This window comes from Sphingobacterium cellulitidis (assembly GCF_043187465.1).
Lineage (GTDB): Bacteria > Bacteroidota > Bacteroidia > Sphingobacteriales > Sphingobacteriaceae > Sphingobacterium > Sphingobacterium cellulitidis.
In genome coordinates this window covers 403,981-430,367 of record NZ_CP171136.1, presented here as the reverse complement: position 1 = coordinate 430,367, position 26,387 = coordinate 403,981, and the positions used below count along the sequence as shown (strand labels likewise).

Genomic DNA, 26,387 nt, shown 5'->3' with positions numbered 1-26,387 from the left:
CAGTATATATAAAAAACCTGGCACAAATAGAACAAGTGCCAGGATTATTAATTTTGATATATTTTTCGAACGAGTAGTTTTACTCATTACTTATATGCTTATTTATGTGGGAAAGTAGGCTGATGAGTCATTACAGTGTGTAAATAACCACCTTCAACCAACATTAATATAATGAAATAGATAATAAAGAAAAATACGACAGCACAGGTGACAATAAAGCTAGATTTCTCAAACTTCAAGTGCATGAAGAATGCTACGATGTAATATGCTTTTACTAATGTCAATGCAATATAAATTACATTAACTAGCATACCTTTTTGTAGGATTCCCCAGTGGTGTACAAATCCTAAAGCGATTAAGAATTCTAATGCTGTTAAAGCTAATAGAACAAAGAATACACTCCAGATACGTTTTTTATCCATTCCTTCGCCATGCGCATGCGCATCGTGCTCTGATATATGTTCGTGATTAGTCATGTTCAATGATGTTTTTTAAATCCTACAAAAATTATACTAGGTAGAAGAAGGTAAATACGAATACCCAAACTAAGTCTACAAAGTGCCAGTACAAACCTACTTTTTCAATCATCAAGTAAGTTCCTCTTCTCTCAAACGTATTGTTTAAGGTCATGCTCAACACGATAATGTTCAACAATACACCGATTGATACGTGGAATCCGTGGAAACCTGTAATGGTAAAGAATAAGTTAGAGAACTGCAGTGCAGCTGTGTAGGAAATGTCTTTAGTAAAGTAAGGCTGTAATGCTGTGACGATGGCATCTGTATCTTCTAATCCCGTAGCAGGGTTTTGACCGAACCAGAATCCCATGTGGTGCAAGTGAGACCATTCTAAAGCTTGACAGCCTAAGAACATAAGACCACCTAAAATAGTCCACAACATCCATTTAACAACCTCTTGTTTCGAATTTCGATGTCCTGCTTCAACGGCTAATACCATCGTTACGGAAGACATAATCAAAATAAAGGTCATGATACCCACGAAAACCAATGGTTGGCCTGAATCAGCGATCCCCGGAATCGATTGGAATACCTTATCCGCATCAATCCAGCTAGGTTGCGCAAATTTTTGAGCACCATAATAAATCAAGAATGCAGAGAATGTAAATGCATCTGATACTAGGAAAAACCACATCATGATCTTTCCATACTCTAAGTTCCAAGGTGATTTACCTCCGCTCCAAGGTCCTTGTTTTACCTTATCCAATTGCGATACTGTTGTACTCATTGTTTACTGTTATTGATTCAAAAGTAAGAAAACATAAATATAAATCCATAATAGATCTAGAAAATGCCAAAAAATCGAGGCAAGTTCCATCCGGAAAATGTTGTTATCCAAAGCAATCTTCCTAACTGCTCCAATATAACATCTAACCAACACCAATATTCCGGCTATGATGTGGGCTAAGTGTAAGCCTGTAAATACGTAAATGAACGATTGTGATGCATTGCTGTTTACAAAAGTTATCCCTCTGTGGAACAACACAGACCAAGCTTCAACTTGCAACCAAAAGAACACGATACCTAATACGATAGTAATTAGTAAAAAGATCTTTTGTTTTGCTATCTGATTAGCTTTTACCGCTTTGTAAGCAAAGTGCATGCTAATACTGCTCAATACAATTACCGTGGTACTATAAATAAATGCATGTGGTAGAATAGTTTTAATCCCTTTATCCACTCCACTTGCGGTATATACTATAAATCCACTGGTTAAAGCAGCAAACATCATGAACATCCCGATCATTCCAAGCCAAAGATTAAATTTCTTTGCTTTTCTTGATTTTAGTAGTTCCTCATTCATCAACTCTTGCTTATCCATAGATAATTGTAATTCCATTTTTTATTTAAAAGGTATAAAGTCAAACAACAATACTAACTGTGTTAGTGGTAAGTAGGCAAAAGATGTAAACATAATCTTCTTTGCTGTACTTACTTCCATTTTTTGTAAGTGTTGCAGACCATACCAGGTGAAAAGTAATCCACCGATTAAGGATAAGATGGTAAATACCCAACCTCCTATTCCATAATACATTGGTAGAAAACCAATTGGAATCATTAACAAACATGATATTAAAATAAACCATGCTGATAATTTATCCTTTCTGGTTGTAGGTAATAACCTAAAACCTGCTCTTTTATAATCATCATCCGACACCCAAGCAATGGCCCAAAAATGGGGAAATTGCCAAAAGAACTGAATTGCAAACAAAACCAATGGAGTAATAACTACTGCTTGTTCACTAACTTCTGCATATGCCAATCCGAAACCTGCGGATTTAAATGCAGCATAGTATCCAATTAGTGGAGGTAATGCTCCTGGTATTGCGCCGACCCAAACGGCGATCGGTGATTTTTGTTTTAACGGGGTATACACAAATGCATACAAGAAAATTGAAAATACTGAAAGTAAACCTGCAATAAAATTCAATCTCACTAAGATTAACGTTCCGGCAATTCCCATGAACACGCTTAAAATCAATGCCTGTCCAGTGGTCATTCTTCCTGCTGGAAGTGGTCTATCCTCGGTACGCTTCATTAATTTATCAAGATCTTTCTCTATGATCTCATTAAATCCATTCGCCGCACCAGTTACTAAAAACCCACCAATCGTTAATAATGCCCAATTAAACCAGATTATATCTCCTTGCTGTGTCGCTCCAATTAAAAACGAAATCGAAGCAGAGAACACAACTGTAAGCGTAAGCCTCAGCTTGACAAGTTTATTAAAATCTGAAATAAATTCCTTCATAGTCAAAATATATCCTTAAACAGTTGCTGAGTTAAGTTTTGATGGCTTATTAAGAATCAACAATAAATAATATTGTGCTCCAACCAATAAACTTGCAATCACTAAATGTACTGTTTGTGCAACTGCAGGAACATGAAACCTTGCCAAAATAATTCCTGACAACATCTGTATACAAACCAATACTAACGATATCTTGGCATAATTAAATTGAACTGTTCCATTCAACTCAGAAGCTCTTAGCTTGAAGTATAAAAATACTGTCAAAGCTAAAGTAACATATGCTAAGATTCGATGTGTATGATATGGCAACCCAATGGATTCAATCCATTCACTCCGAGGAAGTCCTTGTTGATTCAAATGATCAATCACTTCTCGGACTTCTGTCCCAAACACAACTTGAACAACTAATAGCGCAATTGAAAACAATGTAATCCAAGTAAAACTCTGATCTCTATTTTTCAAGTACTTGTCATTCCTAAATTTGATAGCCCAATAGTACGTTTGAATTGCTATACAAACGATTATCAATGCTAACAACATGTGAATGGTAATGACCCAAGGTGTTAGGTTTGTTGAAACAACAATTGACCCTAACCAGGCTTGTATCACAACGACAATAAGATTAAGAACGCTCCATATTGCTATGGCTTTTTTCTTTTTCCAATAAGTAAAAGAATATATTGCTGTAAACAGCATACTGAAACCGGCTAAAACTCCAGTCAGACGATTAACATACTCTGTCCAAGTTTTTACAGCATTGAACTCTTCATGTTCATGGATGGTTTCATCGTGTCGAATTTGATCTGCTAGATGTGAATAGCCAAATGCTTCTATCATTTTTGCAAATCGTTCATTCTTTTTTACTCTACCTTCAACATAATGTTGCTCATAGCCTTCAGGCAATTGGGAAACATCGGTCGGCGGAATAATCCTGTTGAAACACTTTGGCCAATCCGGACAGCCCATTCCTGAACCTGTACTCCGAACGACACCACCTGCTGTTATTACTAAGAAAAGAACGAAAATCGTGATCTTATTTATCCGTATAAAACGCTTTTCAGCTGCTGGATACATAGATCTCTCCTTTTACATTAAAAAGTATAAAGAGAGGTAGGTAATAACCTACCCTTCTTCTTCTCTGTTATGCTCACGATTGTAAGCTTTTTGAGCCGCAATTCCTTCTTCATTGCCATCCCAGTCATGCAATAAGTTTGAACTCATTGTTTGTGAAAGTGGAGTGCTTTGAGGAATGAAATCCAGATCATTTCCAGGCTTACTGTAATCGTATGGCCAACGGTATACTGTAGGGATTTCTCCTGGCCAGTTTCCGTGAATATGTTCTACTGGAGTAGTCCACTCCAATGTATTTGAATTCCAAGGGTTTTGCGGAGCACGCTTTCCACACCAAATTGATCCGAAAAAGTTCCACAAGAATGCTACCTGACCAACAGCTGAAACAATTGCTGCCCAAGTAATCAATAAGTTAACTGATACCCATTTCTCCATGAAAGGGAATTCAGTAAATGCATAGTAACGACGAGGAACTCCATCAATACCCATAAAGTGCATTGGGAAGAATACCAAGTACGCGCCAATGAATGTTAACCAGAAGTGGAAATATCCTAAACGCTCGTCCATCATACGACCAAACATTTTTGGATACCAGTGGTAAACACCTGCCAACATACCGAAGATAGATGCAGAACCCATTACCAAGTGGAAGTGAGCTACTACGAAATAAGTATCATGTAAGTTGATATCTAATGCAGCATTACCTAAATACAATCCTGTTAAACCTCCTGATACGAAGAACGAAACCATACCGATTGCAAACATCATCGCTGGAGTAAAACGGATATTTCCTCTCCATAATGTTGCGATATAGTTGAACGCTTTTACAGCGGAAGGTACCGCGATAATCAAGGTAGTGATCATAAATACACCTCCCAAGAATGGACTCATACCTGTTACGAACATGTGGTGACCCCAAACGATGAAAGATAATACTGTAATACCTACTAATGAATAAACCATCGCATGGTAACCAAAGATTGGTTTACGTGAGTTTGTAGAAATAATCTCTGAAGTCAAACCTAATGCAGGCATAACTACGATATATACCTCAGGGTGACCTAAGAACCAGAACAAGTGTTGGAACAAGATAGGTGAACCACCTTCGTTAGGTAGAATAGTACCTTGAACAACTAAGTCTGATAAATAGAATGAAGTACCCACTGAACGGTCAAAGAATAATAAAACTACAGCTGATACTAATACCGGGAAAGATAATAAACCTACGATAGCAGTTAAGAAGAACGCCCAAATAGTAAGAGGCATTTTCCATAATTCCATACCTTTAGTACGCATGTTTAACACAGTAGAAATGTAGTTCACACCACCTAATACCTGTGAAGCGATAAATAAAGCCATAGAAATTAACCATAAGGTCATCCCTAATCCAGAACCAGCAATTGCTTTAGGCACCGCCGATAATGGAGGATAGATTGTCCATCCAGCAGATGCAGGTCCACTTTCAATAAAGAAAGAAGCAACCATGATAACACATGCTGTAAAGAAAAACCAGTATGATAACATGTTCATCAATGGAGATGCCATATCTCTAGCTCCCAATTGATAAGGAATTAACAAGTTACTGAATGTACCTGATAAACCTGCTGTTAATACAAAGAATACCATCATGGTACCGTGAATGGTCACCAATGAAAGGAAAAAATCCGGTCTAATACGACCTCCTTCAGCCCATTTCCCTAAGAAAACCTCAAGAATTGGAAACTCATGATCAGGCCATGCTAATTGAATACGGAATAAAATCGACAGGATCATAGCGAAAACCGCCATTATGATACCAGTGATCAAGAACTGCTTAGCAATCATCTTATGATCTTGACTGAAGATATACTTCGTCAAAAACGTCTCATGATGGTGATCATGTGATCCGTGATGAGCTGCGTCGTGCGATATAACTGTAGTTGACATATTCTATTTAAATTCTCTGTTATATTTAATTTAATGAAGCCGCGATACGGTCATTCTTCTCTGTGTTTTCTCCTTCTGCTTGAGCAAACTCTTTTTGAAGGTCTTCAGTGAAGAATTTAGCTTGTTTGCTTAACCACTCTTTGTACTCAGCTTCTGTAACAACTCTTACATTTTTCTGCATGTTATAGTGAGACTCTCCACAGATTTTCGCACATAACATCACGAAGTTATACTGAGGATCATTCATCTTATCACGCATCTCATCAGTTGTGATGGTTGGTGTAAACTGGAAGTAGTTTGTCATCCCTGGTACTGCGTTGATTTGAACACGGAAATCAGGAATATAAAAAGAGTGAATAATATCTTTAGACATAATGTGGAAACGAACTGGCTTGTTAACCGGAATTACGATCTCATCACCTTTCACATCATCCCACGCTGTCTTGTCATTATAGTCAATACCGTATGAGTTTAATGGTGTAGTTAATTTGTAATTACGCTTACCAAATTCACCATCCGCTCCTGGATAACGTACTGTCCACATAAATTGTTCTCCTAATACCTCAATCTGTAATGCAGATTTCTTCAAATCTTCAGGGATATTAGTAATTGAACGCCATGTAAAGAATCCGAACAATACCAAAATTGTTAATACAACTGCTGGTACAATCGTCCATAATCTCTCAATAGCATCATTATGAGGATAGAAATACGCTTTGCGCTTAGCACGCATTCTGTAGATATAGGTAAAGGTTAATAATAAAATATGAACCAATACTAATACGATGGTAATAATAACCGTCGTGATGATAAACATCGTATCGATATCCTTACCATGCTCTGTTGCTGCAGGTCTCCATGACCAGCTACCCCATACTGCGTATCCGTAGTATACAAATCCTAAAAATCCAACCAAGAAAACAAATAACAATCCCGCTTGAAGCGTGTTATTTGCCAATGGATTGTATTTTCCATTTACTTTTTTAGTCAATACATAGATTGACTGAACTTTACCAATTACTGCAACTACTGTACAGATAAATAAGAAAAGTAAAATATAATAAGTCAAGTTCTTATATACTTGAGGATCAATTTTCTTTTCTTCTTTTTGTGTAGTTGTAGCAGCAGGTACTACCGTGCTGCCTGAAGTATCTGATGCTGAAACGCTAGCTGAATCTGTTGCAGCTACAGCCGCAGCAGAACTGTCAGCAGGGGCAGCAGCCGAATCTGCAGTAACTGCAGGTGTTGCCGCTTGCTCAACCTTAGCTGTATCAGCTGCTTGATCCTGAATGGAAGCCATCGCAGGAGCAGCAAACAATAGGTTAATAGCTAATAAGCCTCCAAATAAGGACTTAAATCTGTTATGTAATTTAAACTTCATCTCTTATGACACGTTTGAACGTTATTTCAACTTAATCTCTATTAAATTTGATGGTGTAAACTCTCATCCAAGAATGGGTGATTCTTCGGAACTAAAGCATGTTTGCTCAATTTCGATAGAACTAAGAAAGTAAAGATTCCAACAAACCCTATTGCGGTACCAATCTCAACAATACCAAAGCCTCTGTGATTCTCAACAGTACCCGGCATAATCATGATATAATAGTCTAACCAGTGACCCAACAATAATACGATCGATACGAATAACATCATATTTTGCTTACGTTTTGCATCACGGTCAACCAATATTAATAATGGCGCCACAAAGTTAATAATAATGTTAATCCAAAACCAAGGCTTATATTCTGGCTCCCAACGTTTATAGAAATAAACCGTTTCCTCTGGAATGTTTGAATAGTAAATCAACATAAACTGTGCAAACCATACATAGGTCCAGAAAATTGAGAAACCAAACATTAATTTACCTAAGTCATGTAAGTGGTTTTCATTAACCCAATTCATGTAACCTGCTTTTTTAAGCAAAATTAAGATTACAGTAATCGCTGCTAATCCACTAACCCACATTGCTGCGAAGTTATACCAACCGAACATAGTTGAAAACCAGTGTGCCTCTAAAGACATGATGGTATCAAATGACCAAATTGGGGTAGTAAATCCGAAGATTACTAAAAAGATAGCCGATAATTTAAAGCTCTTTTTATATGAATTTAATCCACCTGCTAAATCCTCATTGTAAGATAACTTTGCAAGGATAAAAGCAAAAATGCTATAACTACCCATGAAAATAATCTGACGGATTAAAAATCCTGGTACATTTAAGAAAGCAGATTTTCCAGCAACTAAACTATCATAGTTCGGGCTGTTTGGATCTGTTAATCCATCTGCATGCCAGTGGTGGTATAAATTATGTGTTGATAAACCTAATGCTACAATGATTAATAAAATGATTGAAGCAATTGGTAAAATACTAGCCATTGCTTGTGGAATACGGATTAATCCCGCAGACCAAGCTGATTGAGTTACTAGTTGTAAGGCAACGAAAAACGCTCCAGCTGCACAAACACAAGTAAAATAATATCCCATCAATAATAAATTGGCATATGTACGCTCAACCATTATATGGTCACTTGATAGTAAGCCAAATGCAATTGCGGCTATCCCTACAACGATCGCAACTAAACTCAGGACCTTAGCGATACCTGCGAATTTAAATTGCTCGCTGAAATTATAATCGTGATGATGATTGTGAGTTCCCATTTATAATATCGATGTTAAATTATTTTTTTTGTAATTCGTGAACATACATTACCACTTTCCAACGCTCTTCTGGAGATAATTGTGAGGCATGTGAGCCCATCGCATTATAACCATAAGTAATAGTGTGGTAAATTTTACCATCTGTTAACTCAGACATTTGTCCTCCTCTTGAAGATGGAGTTCCTGCTGATTTTTGATAGGATGGCGGCGGAGGAAAGTTCTCTAAAGCACGCTTACCTCTTGAATCTTCAACCTCTCTATCTTTTGTAATGGTTCCATCACCCGCACCTTCTTTACCATGGCAAACCGCACAGTAAGTTAGGTATAAGGCCTCACCTTCTTTCAAGTGAGTCGGATTTACAACAATTGGATTCTTCAACTCCAATCCTGCACGCTCATATTCTTCAACAGAATTCCCGTAATCAAAACGGTCAAATCCAATCGGATTAGAACCATCTGGCGGAGTTTGAGCAGTAATATTGTTCTTAAAATTCTTATTCGGCTGATCCGGATTAAAAGCAATCGGATCATACATATTACGTGAGAATTCCCATCCTGCACTGCGAGTGGTGCCATCTCCGCATGAAGAAACAACTGCTGTTAAAGCCACAGCAACACATACAGTTCCAAGAAAATTCTTTTTATTCATAACTAACATATTTTCTTTCATTGTACTTAACTTCTACTGCTCCTGCTTCTTTCAATAAGCCATCGATCAACGCATGGTCAGTATTTTCATTTGCATCTACTGCAATAATAAAACGATCATCCGTTGCTCTCAAGTCCATTACACGTGGTGCGCGTCCTGGAAACAAATGGTTACGGAAAAAGAACGTTGCAACCATACCTAAGGCACATAATAAAATAGTCACCTCAAATGTTACCGGAACAAAGTTTGGTAATGGCATGGATGGCTTTCCCCCTACGTTCATCGGCCAGTCATACGACATGGTGTAAAACAAAAGACTAAATCCTAAACATGTTCCCAATGCACCAAAAATAAATGCCGCAATGGGTAATCTTGATGGTTTAACACCTAACTTAGCCTCAATCCCGTGGATTGGCATCGGTGTATAACAATCGTAAATGCTAATATTGTTTGCTTGCAACTTGTCAATCCCATGCATCATTTCATCAGGATCAGCAAAACTACCTAGTATATATTTTGTATTGCTCATTGCTATTATTTTTGATGTAATGCTTTAATATCCGATTCTGTTACTGAATCATATTTCTCCAATGAATCTCTGAAGTATTCAACTTGCTCCTCAGGGAATGCACCTTCTTGTACAAGTTTAGTTTTATGCTGCAAGCTTGAACTTTTCAACAATAACTTAACCTCTGCAATCGCAATACCTGGTAAGAAACGAAGGAATAATAAGAATAAGGTAAAGAATAGTCCAATCGATCCTACGAAGATACCTACGTCAACCCATGTAGGGTAGAACATTGCCCATGATGATGGTAAGTAATCGCGGTGTAATGATGTTACGATAATTACAAAACGCTCAAACCACATACCGATGTTTACTACAATCGATAAGATCCATGAAATAGGAATACTTGTACGAATCTTTTTAAACCAGAATAACTGTGGTGAAATTACGTTACAGGTCATCATCGCCCAGTAAGCCCAAGCATATGGTCCAGCAATACGGTTTGCAAATGCATACATCTCGTATTCTGACCCTGAGTACCATGCAATGAATAACTCAGTTAAGTAAGCAATACCTACGATTGATCCTGTAGTCATGATAATCTTGTTCATGGCTTCAATGTGGAACATCGTAATGTAGTCCTCAAAGTTCATTACTTTACGTAAAATCAACAATAAGGTCTGTACCATCGCAAATCCTGAGAAGATCGCCCCTGCAACGAAATATGGAGGGAAGATCGTCGTATGCCATCCTGGAATAACCGAGGTAGCAAAGTCCATCGATACGATCGTGTGTACTGATAATACTAATGGAGTTGAAATACCTGCTAAAATCAAGGAAACAATCTCAAATCGTTGCCATGTTTTAACCGAACCATTCCATCCAAATGATAAGATTGAATATACTCTTTGTTTGATACCTGTAGCACGGTCGCGAACCGATGCAATATCAGGTAATAGACCACAGTACCAGAATACTAAGGATACTGTGAAATATGTAGAGATCGCAAATGCATCCCATACTAATGGTGAGTTAAAGTTAACCCATAATGATCCGAATTGATTTGGCAATGGGAAAATCCAATATGCCAACCATGGACGTCCCATGTGAGCTACAACGTAGGTAGCAGCACAGATAACGGCAAAGATTGTCATCGCCTCAGCCGATCTGTTAATGGAGTTACGCCAGTTCTGACGGAAAATTAATAATACTGCGGAGATCAAAGTACCAGCGTGACCAATACCAACCCACCATACGAAGTCGGTGATATCCCATGCCCAACCTACTGTCTTGTTTAATCCCCAAGCGCCGATACCCGTCCAAAACGTGTATCCAACACTCACAACCCATAACATCGCGCCTAAGGCAGCTACGGTAAAACCGATCCACCACGCTTTGTTTGGTTTATTTTCAACCGGAAGTAAGATATCATCTGTAATCTTTGCATAGGTGATATCCTTGCCGGTGATTAATGGTTCTCTTAATATTGATTCGTTATGCGATGACATAGTTATTTTATTTCAGTCTAGAATAAATTATGCTTCAAATGTGTTTCTTACCTTCGTCATATAACCAATATTTGGTTGTACGTTGATTTCTTCAAGCACATAATAAACACGCTCATTACGTAATGCTTTAGAAACTTCTGACTCTGGATCGTTTGCATCACCAAAGATGATTGCGTTTGCCGAACATGCTGATTGACACGCCATTTTGATATCCCCGTCTTTTACTTTACGGTTCTCCACTTTAGCTTGCAATTTACCAGCTTGGATACGTTGGATACACATCGAACATTTCTCCATAACCCCACGTGAACGAGTGGTTACATCCGGATTCAATACTAATTGGGTGAACTCGTTGTTCAAATAATTGTCAAAACGAGAATCATTCCAGTAGTTGAACCAGTTGAAACGACGTACTTTATATGGACAGTTGTTCGCACAATATCTTGTACCAAAACAACGGTTATAAGCCATGTGGTTTAATCCTTCTGAAGAGTGTACTGTCGCTAATACCGGACATACAGTCTCACAAGGCGCATGCTCACAGTGCTGACATAACATCGGTTGATAAACAACTGTTACATCCTCATAGTCATAACCTTCTGCCTTAGCAATCTCTTTTTCTTTCGTTAATTTACCTTCACCTGTATTAAGTGTGTAATAACGGTCAATACGCAACCAGTGCATCTCACGACGACGACGAACCTCATCACGACCTACAACAGGTACGTTGTTCTCAACACTACATGCAACAATACATGATCCACATCCTGTACAAGCGTTCAAATCAATCGCCATCACCCAACGGTGGCCTGGCTGCTCAAACTTATTCCATAAGTCATAAGTTTGGTGCTTATCTGAAAAACGTCCTGATTCTGAATTAGGATCTTTTAAGTAGTTTGCAAAGGTTGTCTCACGGATGATGTTACGACCTTCGATAGTGTGGTGAGTTTGTGTTTGAGCCAATTCATAAATTCCAGAAGCTTTTGAAATCGTAGCTTTTGAAGTAAATTGAATCGTGCCGTTTACTAAACTAGCAAATGGATAAGCATTTACACCTACATTGTTACCAGCCTTACCTACTTTCGTACGTCCATATCCTATCGCAACTGAAACAGTTCCTCTAGCTTGACCCGGTTGTAACAATACTGGAAGGTCTACTTTGTAACCATTCGCCTCAACTGTAACTTTTCCTGTTTCTTTAACACCTAATTCCTCAGCATCTGCCGGGTTAATAGCTGCAAAGTTATCCCAAGTTACTTTTGAAACTGGATCTGGCAACTCTTGTAAATAAGCGTTGTTCGCCCAGCGTCCGTCTCTAATATTTGGTGATTCGTAAACTTTTAATTCTACTCCGCCAGCAACACGTTTTGCATCATTTGCAATCGCCGTTGCAGCAGCATTTACATCTACATTAGCTGCATATGATGAACCTGTAGTCGATCCTTTGAAAACAAAACCTTGTTGCAAAACATCTTTCCAAGTTTTTCCTGTACCAGCCAAAATGTTAGCTTCCCAGTTTTCTTTTACGAAATCGTGGATAGCTTTATTCAATCCAGCCCAGTTGATTAAACTTTGCTCCGCTTGACGCGTATTGAATACTGGATTGATAGTAGGTTGAACAATCGTGAATAATCCTTCTTTAGCAGAAGCATCACCCCATGATTCCAAGAATGTACTGTTTGTCGCGATAGCTTTCAATTCTGAAGCTGTCTCGTCAGCACGGTCTGCAAAAGAAACTGTATAATCAATCTTCTTGATTGCAGCTATGACATCATCAGCCTTAAAGTAATCATAAACTGGGTTTGTATTCCAGAAGATCGCTACTCCTACTTGTCCCGCTTTAGCAGCAGTTAAGAATGTTTGGAATGCTGAATCAGATCCTTGATGTTGTTTTGAGAAATTATCTAAGTCGATAATTGCTCCATAAGCTCCTAATGCTGTATTGATCGCATTTGCTAAGGCTTGAACATTGATATCGTTTGATCCTGCAACAACTACTGAAGACCCTTTGGAGTTCAATAATTCTTTTGCAGCAAGTGTAATCGCTGTTTTTGCCTTCGCGTTGTTTGTACCACCAGCAATAGATTGTCCAGTAATTGCATTATATAAGCTGATTAATACAGCTCCTTCTTCCGAAGGTTTAATCGCAATACGAACGTCAGCATTTGAACCAGTCATTGATAAGCCTGATTCAAATTGAATATGACGTGACATCTTACCACCTTTTAGTGATTTGTAGTCACGATTTTTAATATAATCTTGTGTATGCTCTTCGCCTGCTACCCATGTACCTAAGAAATCTGCTGCTACTGAAACAACAACCTGAGCCTTGTCAAAATGATAAGTAGGAACAACTGCTTTACCAAATGAAGCTCTGTTTGCTTCAATGATACCGCTATAAGATACTGCATCAACTTGTACGTGTTGAGTTGCAGGATACTTAGCTGCTAATGCAGCAATTGCTGCTAATGAGGAAGGACTGTTAATTGTATTTGAAACAATTGTGATTTGCTTTCCTGCTGCTTGAGCTTTATTTAATGCATCAACTACCGCTTGATCTAATTTCGCCCATTCTACATCTCTACCTCCAATTTGAGGATTCTGTAATTTGGACATATCATATAAGTCAAGTACTGCAGCTGATGTTGAAGCGTCTGTACCTTGATTCAAACCAATTCCATTTGGATTTGCTTCCAATGAAATAGGTCTTCCTTCTCTTGTTCTAACAATTACACTTTGACCATTGAAGGAAGAAGCGTAGAAGTTAGGCACACCTGGTGTTACTTCCTCTGGCTTGATCACATAAGGCACTGCCTTGTGAATTGGCGTACGGTTACAAGCTGCTAATGTAACAGCCCCTAAACCAAAACCTAAAGCTTTCAAAAAGTCACGACGAGGTGTCTTGGTACTTAAACCAGCTTCATTTAACACATCTTCTACGGGAATAGGCTCAGCAAACTCACTCTTGCTTCCTTCAACAAAAGCAGGAGTTTGATTCAATTCCTCTAAACCTTTCCAATATTTTTTATTGCTTTCCATTTAAGCTATATATAAGATTCCGTTATTCTAAATTAATTTATTAATAGTGACACTTACCACACTCTAATCCACCGATCATTGCAGCTGTCATCTTCTCACCTTTCTTCAACTTATCGTGAGCCTCGATCAATTGATCGTAATATGCATTGTCTGTATTTACAGAAGTCTCTCTGTGACAGTCAATACACCATTTCATCGTAAGTGGAGAATATTGATAAACTTCTTCCATATCTTGGATAGGTCCGTGACAAGTTTGACACTCTACTCCCGCAACAACTACGTGTTGTGAGTGGTTGAAGTATGCAAAGTCTGGTAAATTATGAATCCTAACCCATTCAATAGGTCTTGTATTTGTTCCATAAGTTCTAGCTTCTGGATCCCAATCTACCGCACGGTATAATTTTGCAATCTCTGGTGAAATCTCTCCATCGTAATGATCTGATCCTGTAATCGTGTTATGACAGTTCATACATACATTCGCAGATGGAATAGAAGCATTTTTAGATTTGAAGGCACCACCGTGACAATACTGACACTCAATTTGGTTAACCCCAGCGTGAATCTGATGCGAGAATTTAATAGGTTGAACCGGTTTATAACCCTCATGAACTCCTACGTTCCACATAGTTTTCCAGCCAGCAACCCCTAATAAACCTACAAACATTAATACCACAAAGAATACTAGCTTTTTGTTCTTTAAAAATGCCTTAGCAAATTTCACAGAACCGCTCTCCTCCTCTTCGTCGTTCTTAGCTTGAGCTTCATCAATCGTAGCTTTGTTATTCTCTATAACACGCTCTAATGTTTTTGTTACTCTGTTCAACGCAAAGATCACAGCTACAGCTACGACAACTAAAGCAATCAATCCAATGATCATCAAGTTGTTCGCATCTGAACTACCAGAACCTGCGCCTCCAGCTGGTGCGGCAGCTTTCTTCTCAGCTTGCTTAACCTCTTCTGCTTGCAAATACGCAATGATATCCTTAATATCACCTTCTGAAAGGTTTGCATAAGGAGCCATCGTTGTAGCAAATTGAGATTTCAACTCAACTGCTTGTGGATCGCCTGAATCAATCATCCCTTGCGGGTTGTGGATCCATTTAACAATCCATCCTTCTTCACGGCGCTCTGACAAGCCAGCTAAATCTGGACCAGTCAATTTCTTACCAACTGCGTGACATGAATTACACGCATTCGACTTGAATAGCGCTGCACCATTCGCAGCATCCTGCGCCTGCGTGGTAGTAGTAACGGCAAATAACAATACCAAACTGATTGATATTGACTTCGCAAGTCTTCCCAAAACGGATGAGATATTTCTCATATTTAGCACTTTATACTATTTTATGTGTAATAATTAATTGTTGACTCTCCAGTACATGTACTCAATACCGTACAAAACAATGCACAAAAGTATAACTTATTAAGCAATCCCTGACAATTTGATGACGTAATTTATCAATTTATAATCATTCTAAATAGAACCGCTTTTAGCGCTCTAGGACAACACAAATTAACATTCAATTGATATTTCTTATTATCTATTTTCGTAAATTAGTCCCTCTATGAAAGCAATATATTGCATATTAATTTTAATTATTTTATCTGGTTGTGCCCATTCACAATCAAATCAAGCGCATGAAATCATGGACCAAAACAAAAAATACAACGAATTAACCCCTGAAGAACAGTATGTAATCCTCCAAAAAGGAACCGAAAGACCTTTTACCGGGGAACTGTTAAACAACAAAGAAAAGGGAACTTATGTTTGTAAAAGATGTGACGCACCCCTCTATAATTCGGAAGATAAATTTGAATCTCACTGTGGATGGCCTAGCTTCGATGATGAAATCCCTGGAGCGGTGAAAAGAGTAATCGACGCCGATGGCCGCCGAACGGAAATTATTTGTAACGCCTGTGGTGCCCACTTAGGCCATGTTTTTGAAGGCGAAAATTTCACCTCCAAAAACACTAGGCACTGCGTGAATTCTATTTCAATGAAGTTTGTTCCAGCGTCTCCTCAGAAATAACCGAGGACCCGCGAACTAATAACTCACTAGGAATTACAATCTTTTGTAATTCCTTATTTTTTCCCTTAATCTCGTTCAATAGCGTATGAATCAACTCATTCGCTATCGCAGAGGTATCTTGTGTAACGACACTAATCCCCGGCTCATATAACTTAAACAACGTATGGTCATCAAATGCTACCATATTCGGCAATTTCATGTTATACTTCTTCACCGCTTTCAGACCGTCAATCCCCAAATAATTCGTCGCAAATAAAACCGCATCCAAATTATTCGCACTAATAAAATCGTGAATTTGATCAACCGCCGAATCCTCATTCTCATCAATCTTCACTTTTTTAATATAAGCTTGTTGCTGATACTCATCAATCGCCTTCATATATCCATCCAAACGATCTCGCATCTGCGTCTGATTCGAATATAAGGATACAAAACCAACCCGCTTATTCATCGGATTCTCCAATAAATGCTTCGTCGCATCAAAGGAGCCATTAAAGTTGTCCAACACAACATAATGCGTCTCTAATTGTGGAATATATCGGTCGAATAAAACCAAAGGAACATTGTTCTTGATCAAATTCGCCAATGTATCGTCTAACCCTTCTGGCGGAGTGATAATATACCCATCTACCTGACGATCATAAAATAATTGAATCAATTCTCTCGCCTTCGTTTCATCATTATCCATACTGCAATAAATAATATGATAACCATTATCATAGGCAATACGCTCAATATACTTGGCTACATTCGAGAAAAAAGGATTGGAAATATCTTCAACAATCAAACCCAATATCTTGGATTGACCGGTGCGTAAACTCTGGGCTAATTGGTTGGGCTTGTAACCCACTTTTTTTACATAATCTAGTACACGCTTTGTCAAACCCTCACTGATCCGCTTCTCCTTCGCTTTCCCATTTAATATAAAGGAAACCGTCGTTACGGATACACCAAGGTTTTTGGCAATGTCACTAATTAATATTCTTTTTCTCATGTTAGGTTAATAAAAATGCAATTCAAAATCTATCAAATATATAAACTCGGCTAAATTTTAGCAAATTTATGCTAAAGATAATGCTAAAAATTTGGCTAAAAGGGTTTATTAGGTTTAAAAACGTACATTTGTTTTCGTACACTATTTATAACGGCTTTTATGAACTTACATTATAAATCTTACACAAAAATTTTTATCTCCGCTGCATTGATCGCCCTAACTATCGGAAAATCAAACGCTCAGCAGCTGACAAAATATGTAGACCCTTTCATCGGTACAGGTGGACATGGTCATACTTATCCCGGTGCAACAGTCCCATTTGCATTGGTCCAGTTATCTCCAGATAATGGAAAAAACGGCTGGGATTGGGTGAGTGGATATCATATTTCCGCAGATTCAATCGCTGGATTTAGTCATATGCACCTCAGTGGAACGGGAATTGGAGATTGGCTTGATATAGCAATCATGCCACTAATTAATCCTATCCCTCAAAAAGACCTGGATACCAGAGTAAAATTCTCACATGACAATGAAAATGCAAGCCCTGGTTTTTACGCAGTAAAATTAGATAATGGGATTCAAGCGAATCTTACTTCAACTGAACGTGTTGGTTATCATCAATACTTATTCCCAAACGCTGCAAATCCTACCATTCGCTTGGATCTCGGTCATGCTTTCAACTGGGACAGACCTATGGATACCGAAATCCAAATCTTAAATGATAGTACAGCAATCGGGAAAAGATATTCTTATGGCTGGGCTAATAAGCAACATATATATTTTGCGCTTCGTTTTAATAAAGACTTCAAATCGTATTTGTTAAATGGACAAAAATCCAACTCCAAAAAAATTGGACAAACCAATGACTCCAGACAGGGCCCAATAAATGCAGTAAATGCCCAATTTACATTCCCTGGAAGCACTGAGGTGGAATTAAAAGTTGCCTTATCGACAACATCTACTGAAAAAGCGTTATTGGCTTTGCAGGAAATCCCTAATTGGAATTTTAATCAGGTCAAACAAAACGCAGAAAACCAGTGGGAAAAGGAACTTGCTAAAATAAAAGTCGAATCTAAGGATGAAACCTTAAAAAAGATTTTCTATTCCGCACTTTACCACACTGCTGTCTCGCCGACCTTGTATTCTGATCAGGATTCGGAATATAAAAACTATAAAGGTGAGACCCATAAAATGCCTAATAACGGCCAAAGATACACCCTGTTCTCATTATGGGATACTTTCCGTGCCTTAAAACCGCTGTTCACCATTACGCAACCTGAGCGATATACCGACATGATGAATAGCATGTTGGCATTCTATGATGAAAATGGATTATTGCCAGTTTGGGATTTAAGCACTTTCGAAACCAATACCATGACGGGCTACCATGCCGTACCTGTCCTTGCAGATGCTGTCCTGAAAGATATCCCTGGAATTGATCAGGAAAAAGCTTTTCAAGCCATGCTGGCAAGTGCTAACCAAAAAATCAGAGAAGTCCCTGATTATATTCAATATGGCTATGTTCCTCAAGATGTCAATGGAGGATCAGTAACTTCTACCTTGGAATATGCATTTGATGATTATTGTATTTCTTTAGTCGCTAAAAAATTAGGCAAGAATAAAGAATATCAAGAATATACCAAACGTGCTAAAAATTACATCCAGCTCTTTGACCCGAATTCTGGATTCATGCGCGCTAAATTAAAAGATGGTAAGTTTGTGGAACCTTTTGACCCTTTTTACTCTGAACATGAATTCTCTAAAAGCCAATACATTGAAGGTAATGCTTGGCAACATTCATTCTTTGTCCCGCACGATGTCCGTGGACTTGCTAAACTATTCCCGAAAAAAGATGGCTTAGACAAAATGTTGGATACATTATTTAAAGCCCCATCTTATATGACTGGTGAAAACCAATCTCCTGATGCTAGCGGTTTTATCGGGCAATATGCGCATGGGAATGAACCTAGCCACCATATCGCTTACATGTATTCCTATTTAGGTAAGCCTTGGAAAACGCAAGAAAAGGTAAGAGCAATAATCGACTCCATGTATCATGACAAACCTGATGGATACGCAGGAAATGAAGATGCCGGACAAATGAGTGCTTGGGCAGTATGGTCGATGATGGGATTATACCCTGCTTCCCCGGTTAATGGTGAATACGTCTTTGGAAGCCCAGTGCTGGATAAAGCTGAAATAACCATGCCCAATGGAAAAGTTTTTACCATAATCGCCAATAACAACAACACTCAGAATATTTATATTCAATCCATCACCTTAAATGGGAAACCTTATAAAAAATCTTATATCAACCATCAAGATATGCTGAAAGGGGGAACATTGGAATTCAAAATGAGAGATAAACCCAACTTTAAATTAGGAACTAAAAAGAAATCCTTGCCGACTTCAATGGAAAACTAAACAAAACCGATAATCTAACGTTTTGTCATATATTGGCCTTAGGTACACTTATTGTTAATCATGGGAAAGGAGAAGAAAAACATGGATGAATTAAATAACAACATCAAAATTAAAGACATACAAGACGATAGCAATAATCAAGATTTCTACAAAAACTTTAAAGATAAATTGATTGAAGTGGAGCAATTCCCTTCCATCTATACTTTTAAATTTATTGTGAAATCAGATTCAGATCAAGCTGATAAAGTAAAAGCTTTATTTACGCATGCATCAGCAAAATTTTCTGAGAAAAAATCCTCCGGTGGGAAATATACCTCCATATCTATTGAAAACTATGTCAATAGTGCAGATGAAGTAATTGAATATTACAAAAAAGTAGGAGAAATTCCAGGCGTAATGATGTTATAATAAGAAACTTAATAATAAAAAAAGGTGTCAAAATGACACCTTTTTTTATTAAACTTATTCCACGACCTCTTGTAAGGCCTTTTCGACCGCAACGGGATCTTTCAAATTAACTTTTTTATTCTTCATGGCCATATAATAATTCCCTGGAATAATCACATATCGATAAAGGATATTAACGTTAATAGATACTACAGGACCTCCATCATAAACCATTCTCATAATGACCAGCTCTCTCAATTTTGCGTGAAATGTAATAGTTGACATTCTAAAAAAAGCACTGGATGTAAATGGTAATGGGTATAGACCTTGTCCATAATCCAAATAAACAAGTATGGCTGAATTTTTTATTACATCTGCTGTTAATTGAGGTTCATAAATATGAGCTGCTCGAACTCTCGTATTGTCAAAAGAAGTATCTACCATTCTTACAGCAGTTCTCCATCCTGAATACATCACCTTAGCTTGAGCTTTTAAATTAGTTCCTATTCCCCAACCTGTTGCTGTCTTTGGCCCATATAGAACCATTTGGCTGGTATTAAAATAAAAATCTCCAACCACTCCTAAGGTTGTGGCAGGAATGGTCGTTCCCGATAGAAACTGTGAACCGTTTTTCCCATTCGTACCATTTTTTCCATCTGCACCTTTCAACTTGGTCGGACTTCCCCAACCTGTTGCTACTTTGGGCCCATATAAATCACCGGTGCTCTTCCTAAAATAAAAATCTCCATTCTTACCCAAAGTATTCGCAGGGACAACGGTTCCACTATAAATCATAGAACCATCGTCTCCCTTCGTACCAGTGATTCCCCGATCTCCTTTATCCCCCTTCTCTCCTGTTGGACCCATCTCCCCTTGATCTCCTTTCTTACATGAACCTGATCCAAATATGATCAACGCCATTAAAATCATTAAAAATTTAGTTTTCATAATAATATCATTTAATTCTTCCTTTTGATTCGGCCAAACTAAACTACTATGATTTGCAAACTAAATTCTTTAACAATGAGTAAACCCCTTCGGTTATCGAGTAAACTATTCTTTCCAATGAGTAACCAAAATACTATCTGTTCAAACAGAAATCTATTTCTCCCCAAAGGTCAATTCATTATCCCCTTTTTTTAATTGATAATTCTTTACTACTTGCCCAAAACGTACTTTGACTGTCTCATTCTTTCCTGAAATAATCCGAAGGCTCTTTATTTGACCTTCTTCCCATACAAAACTTAACTTCTTATTCCCTCTGCTTACAAGCCCCTCAACCTTCCCACTTTTCCATTCTGAAGGTATAGCCGGTAATAATTGGATTTCATCATCCTTCGATTGAACCAACATCTCGGCTAATCCAGCAGCTCCTCCAAAATTACCATCTATCTGAAATGGCGGATGCGTACTGAACAAGTTTGGTAAACAGGTTTTCCCAATTAATTCTTTCAAATGCTTATTCGCATTCTCTCCATCAAATAATCGTGCATAGAAATTCACAATCCAAGCTTTACTCCAACCTGTATGACCACCGCCAGAAGAAAGCCTGTTTTCAATGGTTTTCTTCGCTGCAGCAAATAATTCTGGTTGTTTGGAACTGATGGAATGTCCCGGATATAACCCCAATAAATGGGACATATGCCGATGACCCGGTTCAACTTCTTCATAATCATGGATCCATTCTTGAATTGCTCCGCTCTTTCCAACGCGGATCGGAGGCAACTGCTTCCGAACTCTCGCAATCTCCGCCAACAATTCTTTATCCTGTTTAAGGATATTCGCTGCTTTCTCAAAATTATCAAACAGCTCTAATATGATTTCAATATCTATGGTACTTGAATACGATAATTGTGACCGAACTTCTTTCCCGTCCACAATGGTCTTAAACTCGTTCTCTGGTGAATGCGAAGGATTAGTTACCAAATAGCCTTCTGGCGATTTAACCAAAAAGTCTAAAACCCATAGCAATGAGCCTTTCAATATCGGATAAGCCACAGTTTTTAAATAGAATTCATTCTCCTTGAATTCATAATGCCTAAAAATTGGAAAAGTCATCCAAGGTCCTGCCATTGGCGAAACGCCCCAAACACCATCTGCCACACCCGTTCTCCCAAATGGATCCGTTAAATGATGGATCGTCCAACCTCGTGCAGCATACATTTCTTTAGCAGTTACTCCCCCTGGTTTCAGGATTTCCTTCATAAAATTTGCTAAAACAAGACTAGTCTCCCCTAAATCACCCGTTTCAGCAGGCCAATAGTTCATCTGTAGATTGATATTGGTATGAAAGTCTGAATTCCATGGCGCTTCGTATTCCTGATTCCAAATACCTTGGAGATTGGCAGGTAATTTTGCCGGAGGTCGGCTCGATGACATCAACAAATACCGCCCGTATTGATAAAATAAGGTTTGCATCCCAAAATCTTGGTTGCCTGCAGAAAATGCCTTTAATCGCTTATCCGTAGGTAGACTTGAAAAATCCTCCCCATTCAACGAAATCTTAACGCGTTCAAACTTTTCCTTATGTTCCGAAACATGACGATTAAAGTAATTCCAAACATGTTTCCCTTTCAAAAATTCAAAATGAAAATCTAATTCCTTCCTTAGATCTTTGCTGGGGTCAACATCCAACTTCGCTAGATTATAATCCGTCAGCCCATTAAAGGCTAACTCTAACTTTTTTACATTCTTGAACCGGATACCAGCACGACCATTTTCCTTGAAAACCTCAAAGGCTCCATCTATGCTCATCACATCTATTCCAGCTATAAAACGCATATGAGATCCCGCAGGACCAGAATCCTTTTTAACAGAATCTTGAATCTGACCTGAATAATAGGCCCCAGACTTAAAGGTATTATATTCAATAACATCTCGACTCCTATCCAGACTTACTGTAAACGAAATAGGCTCTGTGGACTCCCAATTCAGAAAAAATGTATTGTTGACCGCTGATATATAGGATGTTTGGACAATCTTATTCGATTTCACATTAAAAGTTGTCCGATGCACTCCCTCGTTTAAATTCAATTCCCGAGTATAGCCATCGACTTTTTCCCCAGCCCAATCATAATCAACTCGTAGATTACCCAAAGGCTGATACGAGCGAATTCGAGCTGGTGTCCCAACCATATATTGACTGGCCAATTCCTTGGCCTCATCAAATCGGCTATTGAAAATAGCTTCCTGAATCTCTTTCAGATGCGCAGCAGATTGTGGATTATTGTTATTGATCTTACTCCCCGCCCAAAGACTCTCTTCGTTGAGCTGCATTAATTCATGATCATAGCGACCATAAATCATTGCTCCAAGACGACCATTTCCCAATGGCAACGCCTCAGTCCACTTACTCGCAGGCTGTTCGTACCACAGTTTCAGATCAGGATCCTGACCTAGAAGTAATGTTGGAAATAATATAAGGATTAGGTTTAGTAAGTTTTTCATTCCATTAATTTACAAAGAAATCAAGGAAACTCTTAATACATATTAATTTACACAATAAATTTACACCCTACCCAAACCCTATTCACCCATGCAAGAGTCTAAATACTCTATACTAACTACTAAATACTAAATAAAAAAAGAGCAACTTTCATTGCTCTTTTTTTATTTATTCACCTTGCGGCTTGTTTTCTTGTTTTGGTTTATCTTCTCTTGGAGGACGAGGCAATAAAACCTTGCGAGAAAGCTTCATTTTACCTTGTTTGTCAACATCCAAAAGTTTAACAGTCACCATATCTCCTTCTTTAAACACACCGTCCATTGTTTCAAGACGTTTCCAGTCAATTTCTGAAATATGCAATAAACCGTCTTTACCAGGCATGATTTCAACAAATGCACCAAATGGCATAATTGATTTAACCTTACCTTCATAAATCTCACCGATTTCTGGTTTAGCAACAATCGCTTTAATTCTCGCTAGGGCAGCGTCAATCGCCTCTTTATTATCAGCAAAGATTTGAACAACACCTTTGTTTTCTACTTCTTCAATTGAAATTGTAGCACCAGTTTCACGTTGCATCTCTTGAATGATCTTACCACCTGGACCAATCACTGCGCCAATAAATTCCTTATCAATTAAGATTTGGATAATACGTGGTGCATGTGGTTTGTAGTCCTCACGTGGAGCTGAAATAGTTTTAGCCATTTCATCTAAGATATGTAAACGAGCTTCTTTCGCTTGGTCTAAAGCTTGAGTCAATACTTCCCATTTAAGACCATTGATCTTAAGGTCCATTTGACAGCCAACAATACCATTTGCAGTTCCCGTTACTTTAAAGTCCATGTCACCTAAGTGATCCTCATCCCCTAAAATATCTGAAAGAATAGCATATTTTCCTGTTTTCTCATCTGTAATCAAGCCCATTGCAATTCCTGAAACAGGAGCTGCAATCTTAACTCCGGCATCCATCAATGCTAATGTACCAGCACAAACTGTTGCCATCGATGAAGAACCATTGGATTCCAAAATATCAGATACTACACGAATGGTGTATGGATTATCTTCTGAAGGTAGAACTTGTTTCAATGAACGCATTGCTAAGTTACCATGTCCTACTTCACGACGACCTGGACCTCTGTTCGGTCTAACTTCACCTGTTGAAAATCCTGGGAAATTATAATGTAAGATGAATTTATTGTAACCATGGAAGAATGCTCCATCGATCATTTGCTCATCATCCTTTGCTCCTAAAGTAACTGAAGTTAATGATTGTGTTTCACCACGGGTGAAAACTGCTGATCCATGTGCAGCTGGTAAATAATCTACCTCTGACCAGATAGGACGTACGGTACGTACATCACGACCATCTAAACGAATTCCTTCGTCTAACACTAGATTACGAACTGCATCATACTGAACATCATGGTAATACTTCTTCATTAAGAATTCTGTATCCTCATCTAGCTCTTCTCCTAAGGTCTCGAAAAATGATTGACCAATCTCCGCAAATTTCTCTGTACGCTCATGCTTGCTAGATCTTGATTTAGCAACTTCATAAACCTTCTCATAAGTATCTGCATAAATAGCATCCTTTAATTCAGGATTAGATGGCTCATGATTGAAATCACGTTTCTCTCCTGAACCTACTAAGTTTGCTAATTCTACTTGTCCAGCAACTTGTTTCTTGATCGCTTCATGTGCAAAAGCAATCGCTTCTACCATTTCAGTTTCTGAAATCTCTTTCGCTTCTCCTTCAACCATCACGATATCTTGTGCAGATCCCGCAACGATAAATTCTAAGCTCGCCTTTTCCAAAGCTGAAACCGTTGGATTGATTACCAATTCGCCATCAATTTTCGCAACACGTACTTCAGAAATTGGCCCATTAAATGGAATATCTGAAACCGCAATCGCAGCTGATGCCGCTAATCCTGCTAGTGCATCTGGCATAATTTCTTTGTCCGCAGAAATTAAACTTACCATTACTTGCGTGTCAGCATGGTAGGTCTCTGGGAATAATGGACGTAATGCCCTATCTATTAAACGTGAAATCAAAACCTCATAATCTGATAATCTTGCCTCACGACGTAAAAATCCACCTGGGATACGACCTGTAGCCGCATATTTCTCTTGGTAATCTACTGATAATGGAAGAAAATCCGCGCCTGCTTTTGGCTCCTTCGAGGAAACAACAGTCGCTAGCAACATCGTTGCTCCTTGTTTCAATACTACTGACCCATCAGCTTGCTTCGCTAATTTACCAGTCGACAATTCAATGGGAGCTAGTCCGCCACCCATCTCAATTGTTACTTTCTTTTCGTTATAACTCATTGTTTTTTCTTTGTGATGCATTTGCGTCATTTTTAATGCACCAAATTAATATTGACCTTTTTAATCGCACAAATGTAATTAAAAATTTATTGCCCACTCCTATCTCACCGAAATTTTAAAACCTTAGCCAAGCATTCATAAGCCCAACTAAAATTTATTAATCTATAATAAAGAACTACTCAACAAATCTCCTCCATCCAACAATCAGCTCCTCAAACAAAAAATAATGGGCAATAAAAAAGGGATTCTGACCAAGTCAAAATCCCCTTTATAAAGCTCTTTACAGATGTCTTATTTGATGATATCACGTAAGCCTAATGCTTTGATGATAGCACGGTATCTTTCGATATCCTTTTTGTACAAATAAGCTAATAATGAACGACGCTTACCTACTAATTTTTGTAGGGAACGTTGAGTGTTAAAATCTTTTCTGTTTGATTTCAAGTGCCCAGTTAAGTGAGCAATTCTCTTTGTAAATAAAGCTACTTGTCCTTCCGCAGAACCTGTGTTTTCAGCTGCTCCAGCAAATTCTTGGAAGATGTCAGCTTTGTACTCTTTACTTAAATACATTTCGTGAATAATATTAAAGCGTTAAAAATTCTATTAATTGGCTGCAAAGTTAATATCTTATTACCAAAACAAAAAATT

Annotated in this window: 21 protein-coding genes; 3 read left to right on the top strand and 18 right to left on the bottom strand. The window is 38.2% G+C overall.

Features of this window, described 5'->3' with window-relative positions; translation table 11 throughout:
- Nucleotides 1-98 precede the first annotated feature (98 nt).
- The 13 genes from ACF3OC_RS01895 to ACF3OC_RS01835 are packed head-to-tail and all read right to left on the bottom strand — an operon-like array spanning nucleotide 99 to nucleotide 15,452.
- Nucleotides 99-476, bottom strand: a complete 378-nt coding sequence (locus ACF3OC_RS01895) for a cytochrome C oxidase subunit IV family protein (RefSeq protein WP_094255610.1) — start codon at nucleotides 474-476, stop codon at nucleotides 99-101.
- A 31-nt stretch (nucleotides 477-507) separates the two neighbouring features.
- Nucleotides 508-1,245 carry a cytochrome c oxidase subunit 3 gene (locus tag ACF3OC_RS01890; protein ID WP_094255612.1) on the bottom strand — a complete coding sequence of 246 codons (738 nt, stop codon included), beginning with the start codon at nucleotides 1,243-1,245 and terminating at the stop codon, nucleotides 508-510.
- Nucleotides 1,246-1,254: 9 nt separating this feature from the next.
- On the bottom strand, nucleotides 1,255-1,857 hold the full coding sequence (locus ACF3OC_RS01885; protein WP_256962501.1) for a cytochrome c oxidase subunit 3: 603 nt from the start codon (nucleotides 1,855-1,857) through the stop codon (nucleotides 1,255-1,257).
- A gap of 3 nt (nucleotides 1,858-1,860) precedes the next feature.
- Nucleotides 1,861-2,769, bottom strand: a complete 909-nt coding sequence (cyoE, locus tag ACF3OC_RS01880; protein WP_094255613.1) for a heme o synthase — start codon at nucleotides 2,767-2,769, stop codon at nucleotides 1,861-1,863.
- A 15-nt stretch (nucleotides 2,770-2,784) separates the two neighbouring features.
- Nucleotides 2,785-3,843 carry a heme A synthase gene (locus ACF3OC_RS01875; RefSeq protein WP_094280293.1) on the bottom strand — a complete coding sequence of 353 codons (1,059 nt, stop codon included), beginning with the start codon at nucleotides 3,841-3,843 and terminating at the stop codon, nucleotides 2,785-2,787.
- A 48-nt stretch (nucleotides 3,844-3,891) separates the two neighbouring features.
- Nucleotides 3,892-5,766 carry a cbb3-type cytochrome c oxidase subunit I gene (locus ACF3OC_RS01870; protein WP_179221431.1) on the bottom strand — a complete coding sequence of 625 codons (1,875 nt, stop codon included), beginning with the start codon at nucleotides 5,764-5,766 and terminating at the stop codon, nucleotides 3,892-3,894.
- 25 nt (nucleotides 5,767-5,791) lie between these two features.
- Nucleotides 5,792-7,147, bottom strand: coding sequence for a cytochrome c oxidase subunit II (locus tag ACF3OC_RS01865; RefSeq protein ID WP_229678238.1), 1,356 nt, complete (start codon nucleotides 7,145-7,147; stop codon nucleotides 5,792-5,794).
- A gap of 41 nt (nucleotides 7,148-7,188) precedes the next feature.
- Nucleotides 7,189-8,424, bottom strand: coding sequence for a quinol:cytochrome C oxidoreductase (locus ACF3OC_RS01860; RefSeq protein WP_094255618.1), 1,236 nt, complete (start codon nucleotides 8,422-8,424; stop codon nucleotides 7,189-7,191).
- Nucleotides 8,425-8,443: 19 nt separating this feature from the next.
- Nucleotides 8,444-9,073, bottom strand: a complete 630-nt coding sequence (locus ACF3OC_RS01855; RefSeq protein ID WP_306427038.1) for a cytochrome c — start codon at nucleotides 9,071-9,073, stop codon at nucleotides 8,444-8,446.
- Entirely contained in the window at nucleotides 9,066-9,602 is a 537-nt protein-coding gene (locus ACF3OC_RS01850) for a DUF3341 domain-containing protein (RefSeq protein WP_094280295.1), read from the bottom strand. Before ACF3OC_RS01850 ends, ACF3OC_RS01855 begins: the two co-directional genes overlap by 8 nt.
- Before the next feature lie 5 nt (nucleotides 9,603-9,607).
- Nucleotides 9,608-11,089, bottom strand: coding sequence for an NrfD/PsrC family molybdoenzyme membrane anchor subunit (gene nrfD / locus ACF3OC_RS01845; RefSeq protein WP_094255624.1), 1,482 nt, complete (start codon nucleotides 11,087-11,089; stop codon nucleotides 9,608-9,610).
- 27 nt (nucleotides 11,090-11,116) lie between these two features.
- Nucleotides 11,117-14,128 (bottom strand): TAT-variant-translocated molybdopterin oxidoreductase, encoded by a 3,012-nt coding sequence (locus tag ACF3OC_RS01840; protein WP_094255626.1) that lies wholly within the window; start codon nucleotides 14,126-14,128, stop codon nucleotides 11,117-11,119.
- A gap of 40 nt (nucleotides 14,129-14,168) precedes the next feature.
- Nucleotides 14,169-15,452 (bottom strand): cytochrome c3 family protein, encoded by a 1,284-nt coding sequence (locus ACF3OC_RS01835; protein ID WP_094280296.1) that lies wholly within the window; start codon nucleotides 15,450-15,452, stop codon nucleotides 14,169-14,171.
- Nucleotides 15,453-15,693: 241 nt separating this feature from the next.
- Between ACF3OC_RS01835 and ACF3OC_RS01830 the strand changes: the two genes are divergently transcribed.
- Nucleotides 15,694-16,158, top strand: coding sequence for a methionine-R-sulfoxide reductase (locus ACF3OC_RS01830; RefSeq protein ID WP_094255629.1), 465 nt, complete (start codon nucleotides 15,694-15,696; stop codon nucleotides 16,156-16,158).
- On the opposite strand, the gene ACF3OC_RS01825 is transcribed toward ACF3OC_RS01830, so the two are convergent.
- Nucleotides 16,118-17,152 carry a LacI family DNA-binding transcriptional regulator gene (locus tag ACF3OC_RS01825; RefSeq protein ID WP_094255631.1) on the bottom strand — a complete coding sequence of 345 codons (1,035 nt, stop codon included), beginning with the start codon at nucleotides 17,150-17,152 and terminating at the stop codon, nucleotides 16,118-16,120. The two genes, ACF3OC_RS01830 and ACF3OC_RS01825, sit on opposite strands and share 41 nt — an antisense overlap.
- Nucleotides 17,153-17,311: 159 nt before the next feature.
- Between ACF3OC_RS01825 and ACF3OC_RS01820 the strand changes: the two genes are divergently transcribed.
- A complete protein-coding gene (locus ACF3OC_RS01820) occupies nucleotides 17,312-19,576 on the top strand; it encodes a GH92 family glycosyl hydrolase (RefSeq protein WP_094280297.1) in 2,265 nt (754 codons plus the stop codon).
- Nucleotides 19,577-19,636: 60 nt separating this feature from the next.
- Nucleotides 19,637-19,984 (top strand): DUF493 domain-containing protein, encoded by a 348-nt coding sequence (locus ACF3OC_RS01815; RefSeq protein WP_256962502.1) that lies wholly within the window; start codon nucleotides 19,637-19,639, stop codon nucleotides 19,982-19,984.
- 54 nt (nucleotides 19,985-20,038) lie between these two features.
- Here ACF3OC_RS01815 and ACF3OC_RS01810 read toward each other — a convergent pair whose 3' ends face one another.
- From ACF3OC_RS01810 to rpsO, 4 genes are all read right to left on the bottom strand, one after another.
- Nucleotides 20,039-20,911, bottom strand: a complete 873-nt coding sequence (locus tag ACF3OC_RS01810) for a hypothetical protein (RefSeq protein ID WP_094255635.1) — start codon at nucleotides 20,909-20,911, stop codon at nucleotides 20,039-20,041.
- A 153-nt stretch (nucleotides 20,912-21,064) separates the two neighbouring features.
- Nucleotides 21,065-23,410 carry a glycoside hydrolase N-terminal domain-containing protein gene (locus ACF3OC_RS01805; RefSeq protein WP_094280298.1) on the bottom strand — a complete coding sequence of 782 codons (2,346 nt, stop codon included), beginning with the start codon at nucleotides 23,408-23,410 and terminating at the stop codon, nucleotides 21,065-21,067.
- Nucleotides 23,411-23,576: 166 nt separating this feature from the next.
- Entirely contained in the window at nucleotides 23,577-25,739 is a 2,163-nt protein-coding gene (gene pnp, locus ACF3OC_RS01800; protein ID WP_094280346.1) for a polyribonucleotide nucleotidyltransferase, read from the bottom strand.
- A gap of 291 nt (nucleotides 25,740-26,030) precedes the next feature.
- Nucleotides 26,031-26,309: a 30S ribosomal protein S15 gene (gene rpsO, locus ACF3OC_RS01795; protein ID WP_093100604.1), complete on the bottom strand. Its 279-nt coding sequence runs from the start codon at nucleotides 26,307-26,309 to the stop codon at nucleotides 26,031-26,033.
- Nucleotides 26,310-26,387: the final 78 nt, after the last annotated feature.

What these genes read in the sequence shown, in the direction of transcription:
- ACF3OC_RS01895 (WP_094255610.1), bottom strand. Translation starts at nt 476, where the DNA reads ATGACTAATCACGAACATATATCAGAGCACGATGCGCATGCGCATGGC.
- ACF3OC_RS01890 (WP_094255612.1), bottom strand. Translation starts at nt 1,245, where the DNA reads ATGAGTACAACAGTATCGCAATTGGATAAGGTAAAACAAGGACCTTGG.
- ACF3OC_RS01885 (WP_256962501.1), bottom strand. Translation starts at nt 1,857, where the DNA reads ATGGAATTACAATTATCTATGGATAAGCAAGAGTTGATGAATGAGGAA.
- cyoE (WP_094255613.1), bottom strand. Translation starts at nt 2,769, where the DNA reads ATGAAGGAATTTATTTCAGATTTTAATAAACTTGTCAAGCTGAGGCTT.
- ACF3OC_RS01875 (WP_094280293.1), bottom strand. Translation starts at nt 3,843, where the DNA reads ATGTATCCAGCAGCTGAAAAGCGTTTTATACGGATAAATAAGATCACG.
- ACF3OC_RS01870 (WP_179221431.1), bottom strand. Translation starts at nt 5,766, where the DNA reads ATGTCAACTACAGTTATATCGCACGACGCAGCTCATCACGGATCACAT.
- ACF3OC_RS01865 (WP_229678238.1), bottom strand. Translation starts at nt 7,147, where the DNA reads ATGAAGTTTAAATTACATAACAGATTTAAGTCCTTATTTGGAGGCTTA.
- ACF3OC_RS01860 (WP_094255618.1), bottom strand. Translation starts at nt 8,424, where the DNA reads ATGGGAACTCACAATCATCATCACGATTATAATTTCAGCGAGCAATTT.
- ACF3OC_RS01855 (WP_306427038.1), bottom strand. Translation starts at nt 9,073, where the DNA reads ATGAATAAAAAGAATTTTCTTGGAACTGTATGTGTTGCTGTGGCTTTA.
- ACF3OC_RS01850 (WP_094280295.1), bottom strand. Translation starts at nt 9,602, where the DNA reads ATGAGCAATACAAAATATATACTAGGTAGTTTTGCTGATCCTGATGAA.
- nrfD (WP_094255624.1), bottom strand. Translation starts at nt 11,089, where the DNA reads ATGTCATCGCATAACGAATCAATATTAAGAGAACCATTAATCACCGGC.
- ACF3OC_RS01840 (WP_094255626.1), bottom strand. Translation starts at nt 14,128, where the DNA reads ATGGAAAGCAATAAAAAATATTGGAAAGGTTTAGAGGAATTGAATCAA.
- ACF3OC_RS01835 (WP_094280296.1), bottom strand. Translation starts at nt 15,452, where the DNA reads ATGAGAAATATCTCATCCGTTTTGGGAAGACTTGCGAAGTCAATATCA.
- ACF3OC_RS01830 (WP_094255629.1), top strand. Translation starts at nt 15,694, where the DNA reads ATGAAAGCAATATATTGCATATTAATTTTAATTATTTTATCTGGTTGT.
- ACF3OC_RS01825 (WP_094255631.1), bottom strand. Translation starts at nt 17,152, where the DNA reads ATGAGAAAAAGAATATTAATTAGTGACATTGCCAAAAACCTTGGTGTA.
- ACF3OC_RS01820 (WP_094280297.1), top strand. Translation starts at nt 17,312, where the DNA reads ATGAACTTACATTATAAATCTTACACAAAAATTTTTATCTCCGCTGCA.
- ACF3OC_RS01815 (WP_256962502.1), top strand. Translation starts at nt 19,637, where the DNA reads ATGGGAAAGGAGAAGAAAAACATGGATGAATTAAATAACAACATCAAA.
- ACF3OC_RS01810 (WP_094255635.1), bottom strand. Translation starts at nt 20,911, where the DNA reads ATGAAAACTAAATTTTTAATGATTTTAATGGCGTTGATCATATTTGGA.
- ACF3OC_RS01805 (WP_094280298.1), bottom strand. Translation starts at nt 23,410, where the DNA reads ATGAAAAACTTACTAAACCTAATCCTTATATTATTTCCAACATTACTT.
- pnp (WP_094280346.1), bottom strand. Translation starts at nt 25,739, where the DNA reads ATGAGTTATAACGAAAAGAAAGTAACAATTGAGATGGGTGGCGGACTA.
- rpsO (WP_093100604.1), bottom strand. Translation starts at nt 26,309, where the DNA reads ATGTATTTAAGTAAAGAGTACAAAGCTGACATCTTCCAAGAATTTGCT.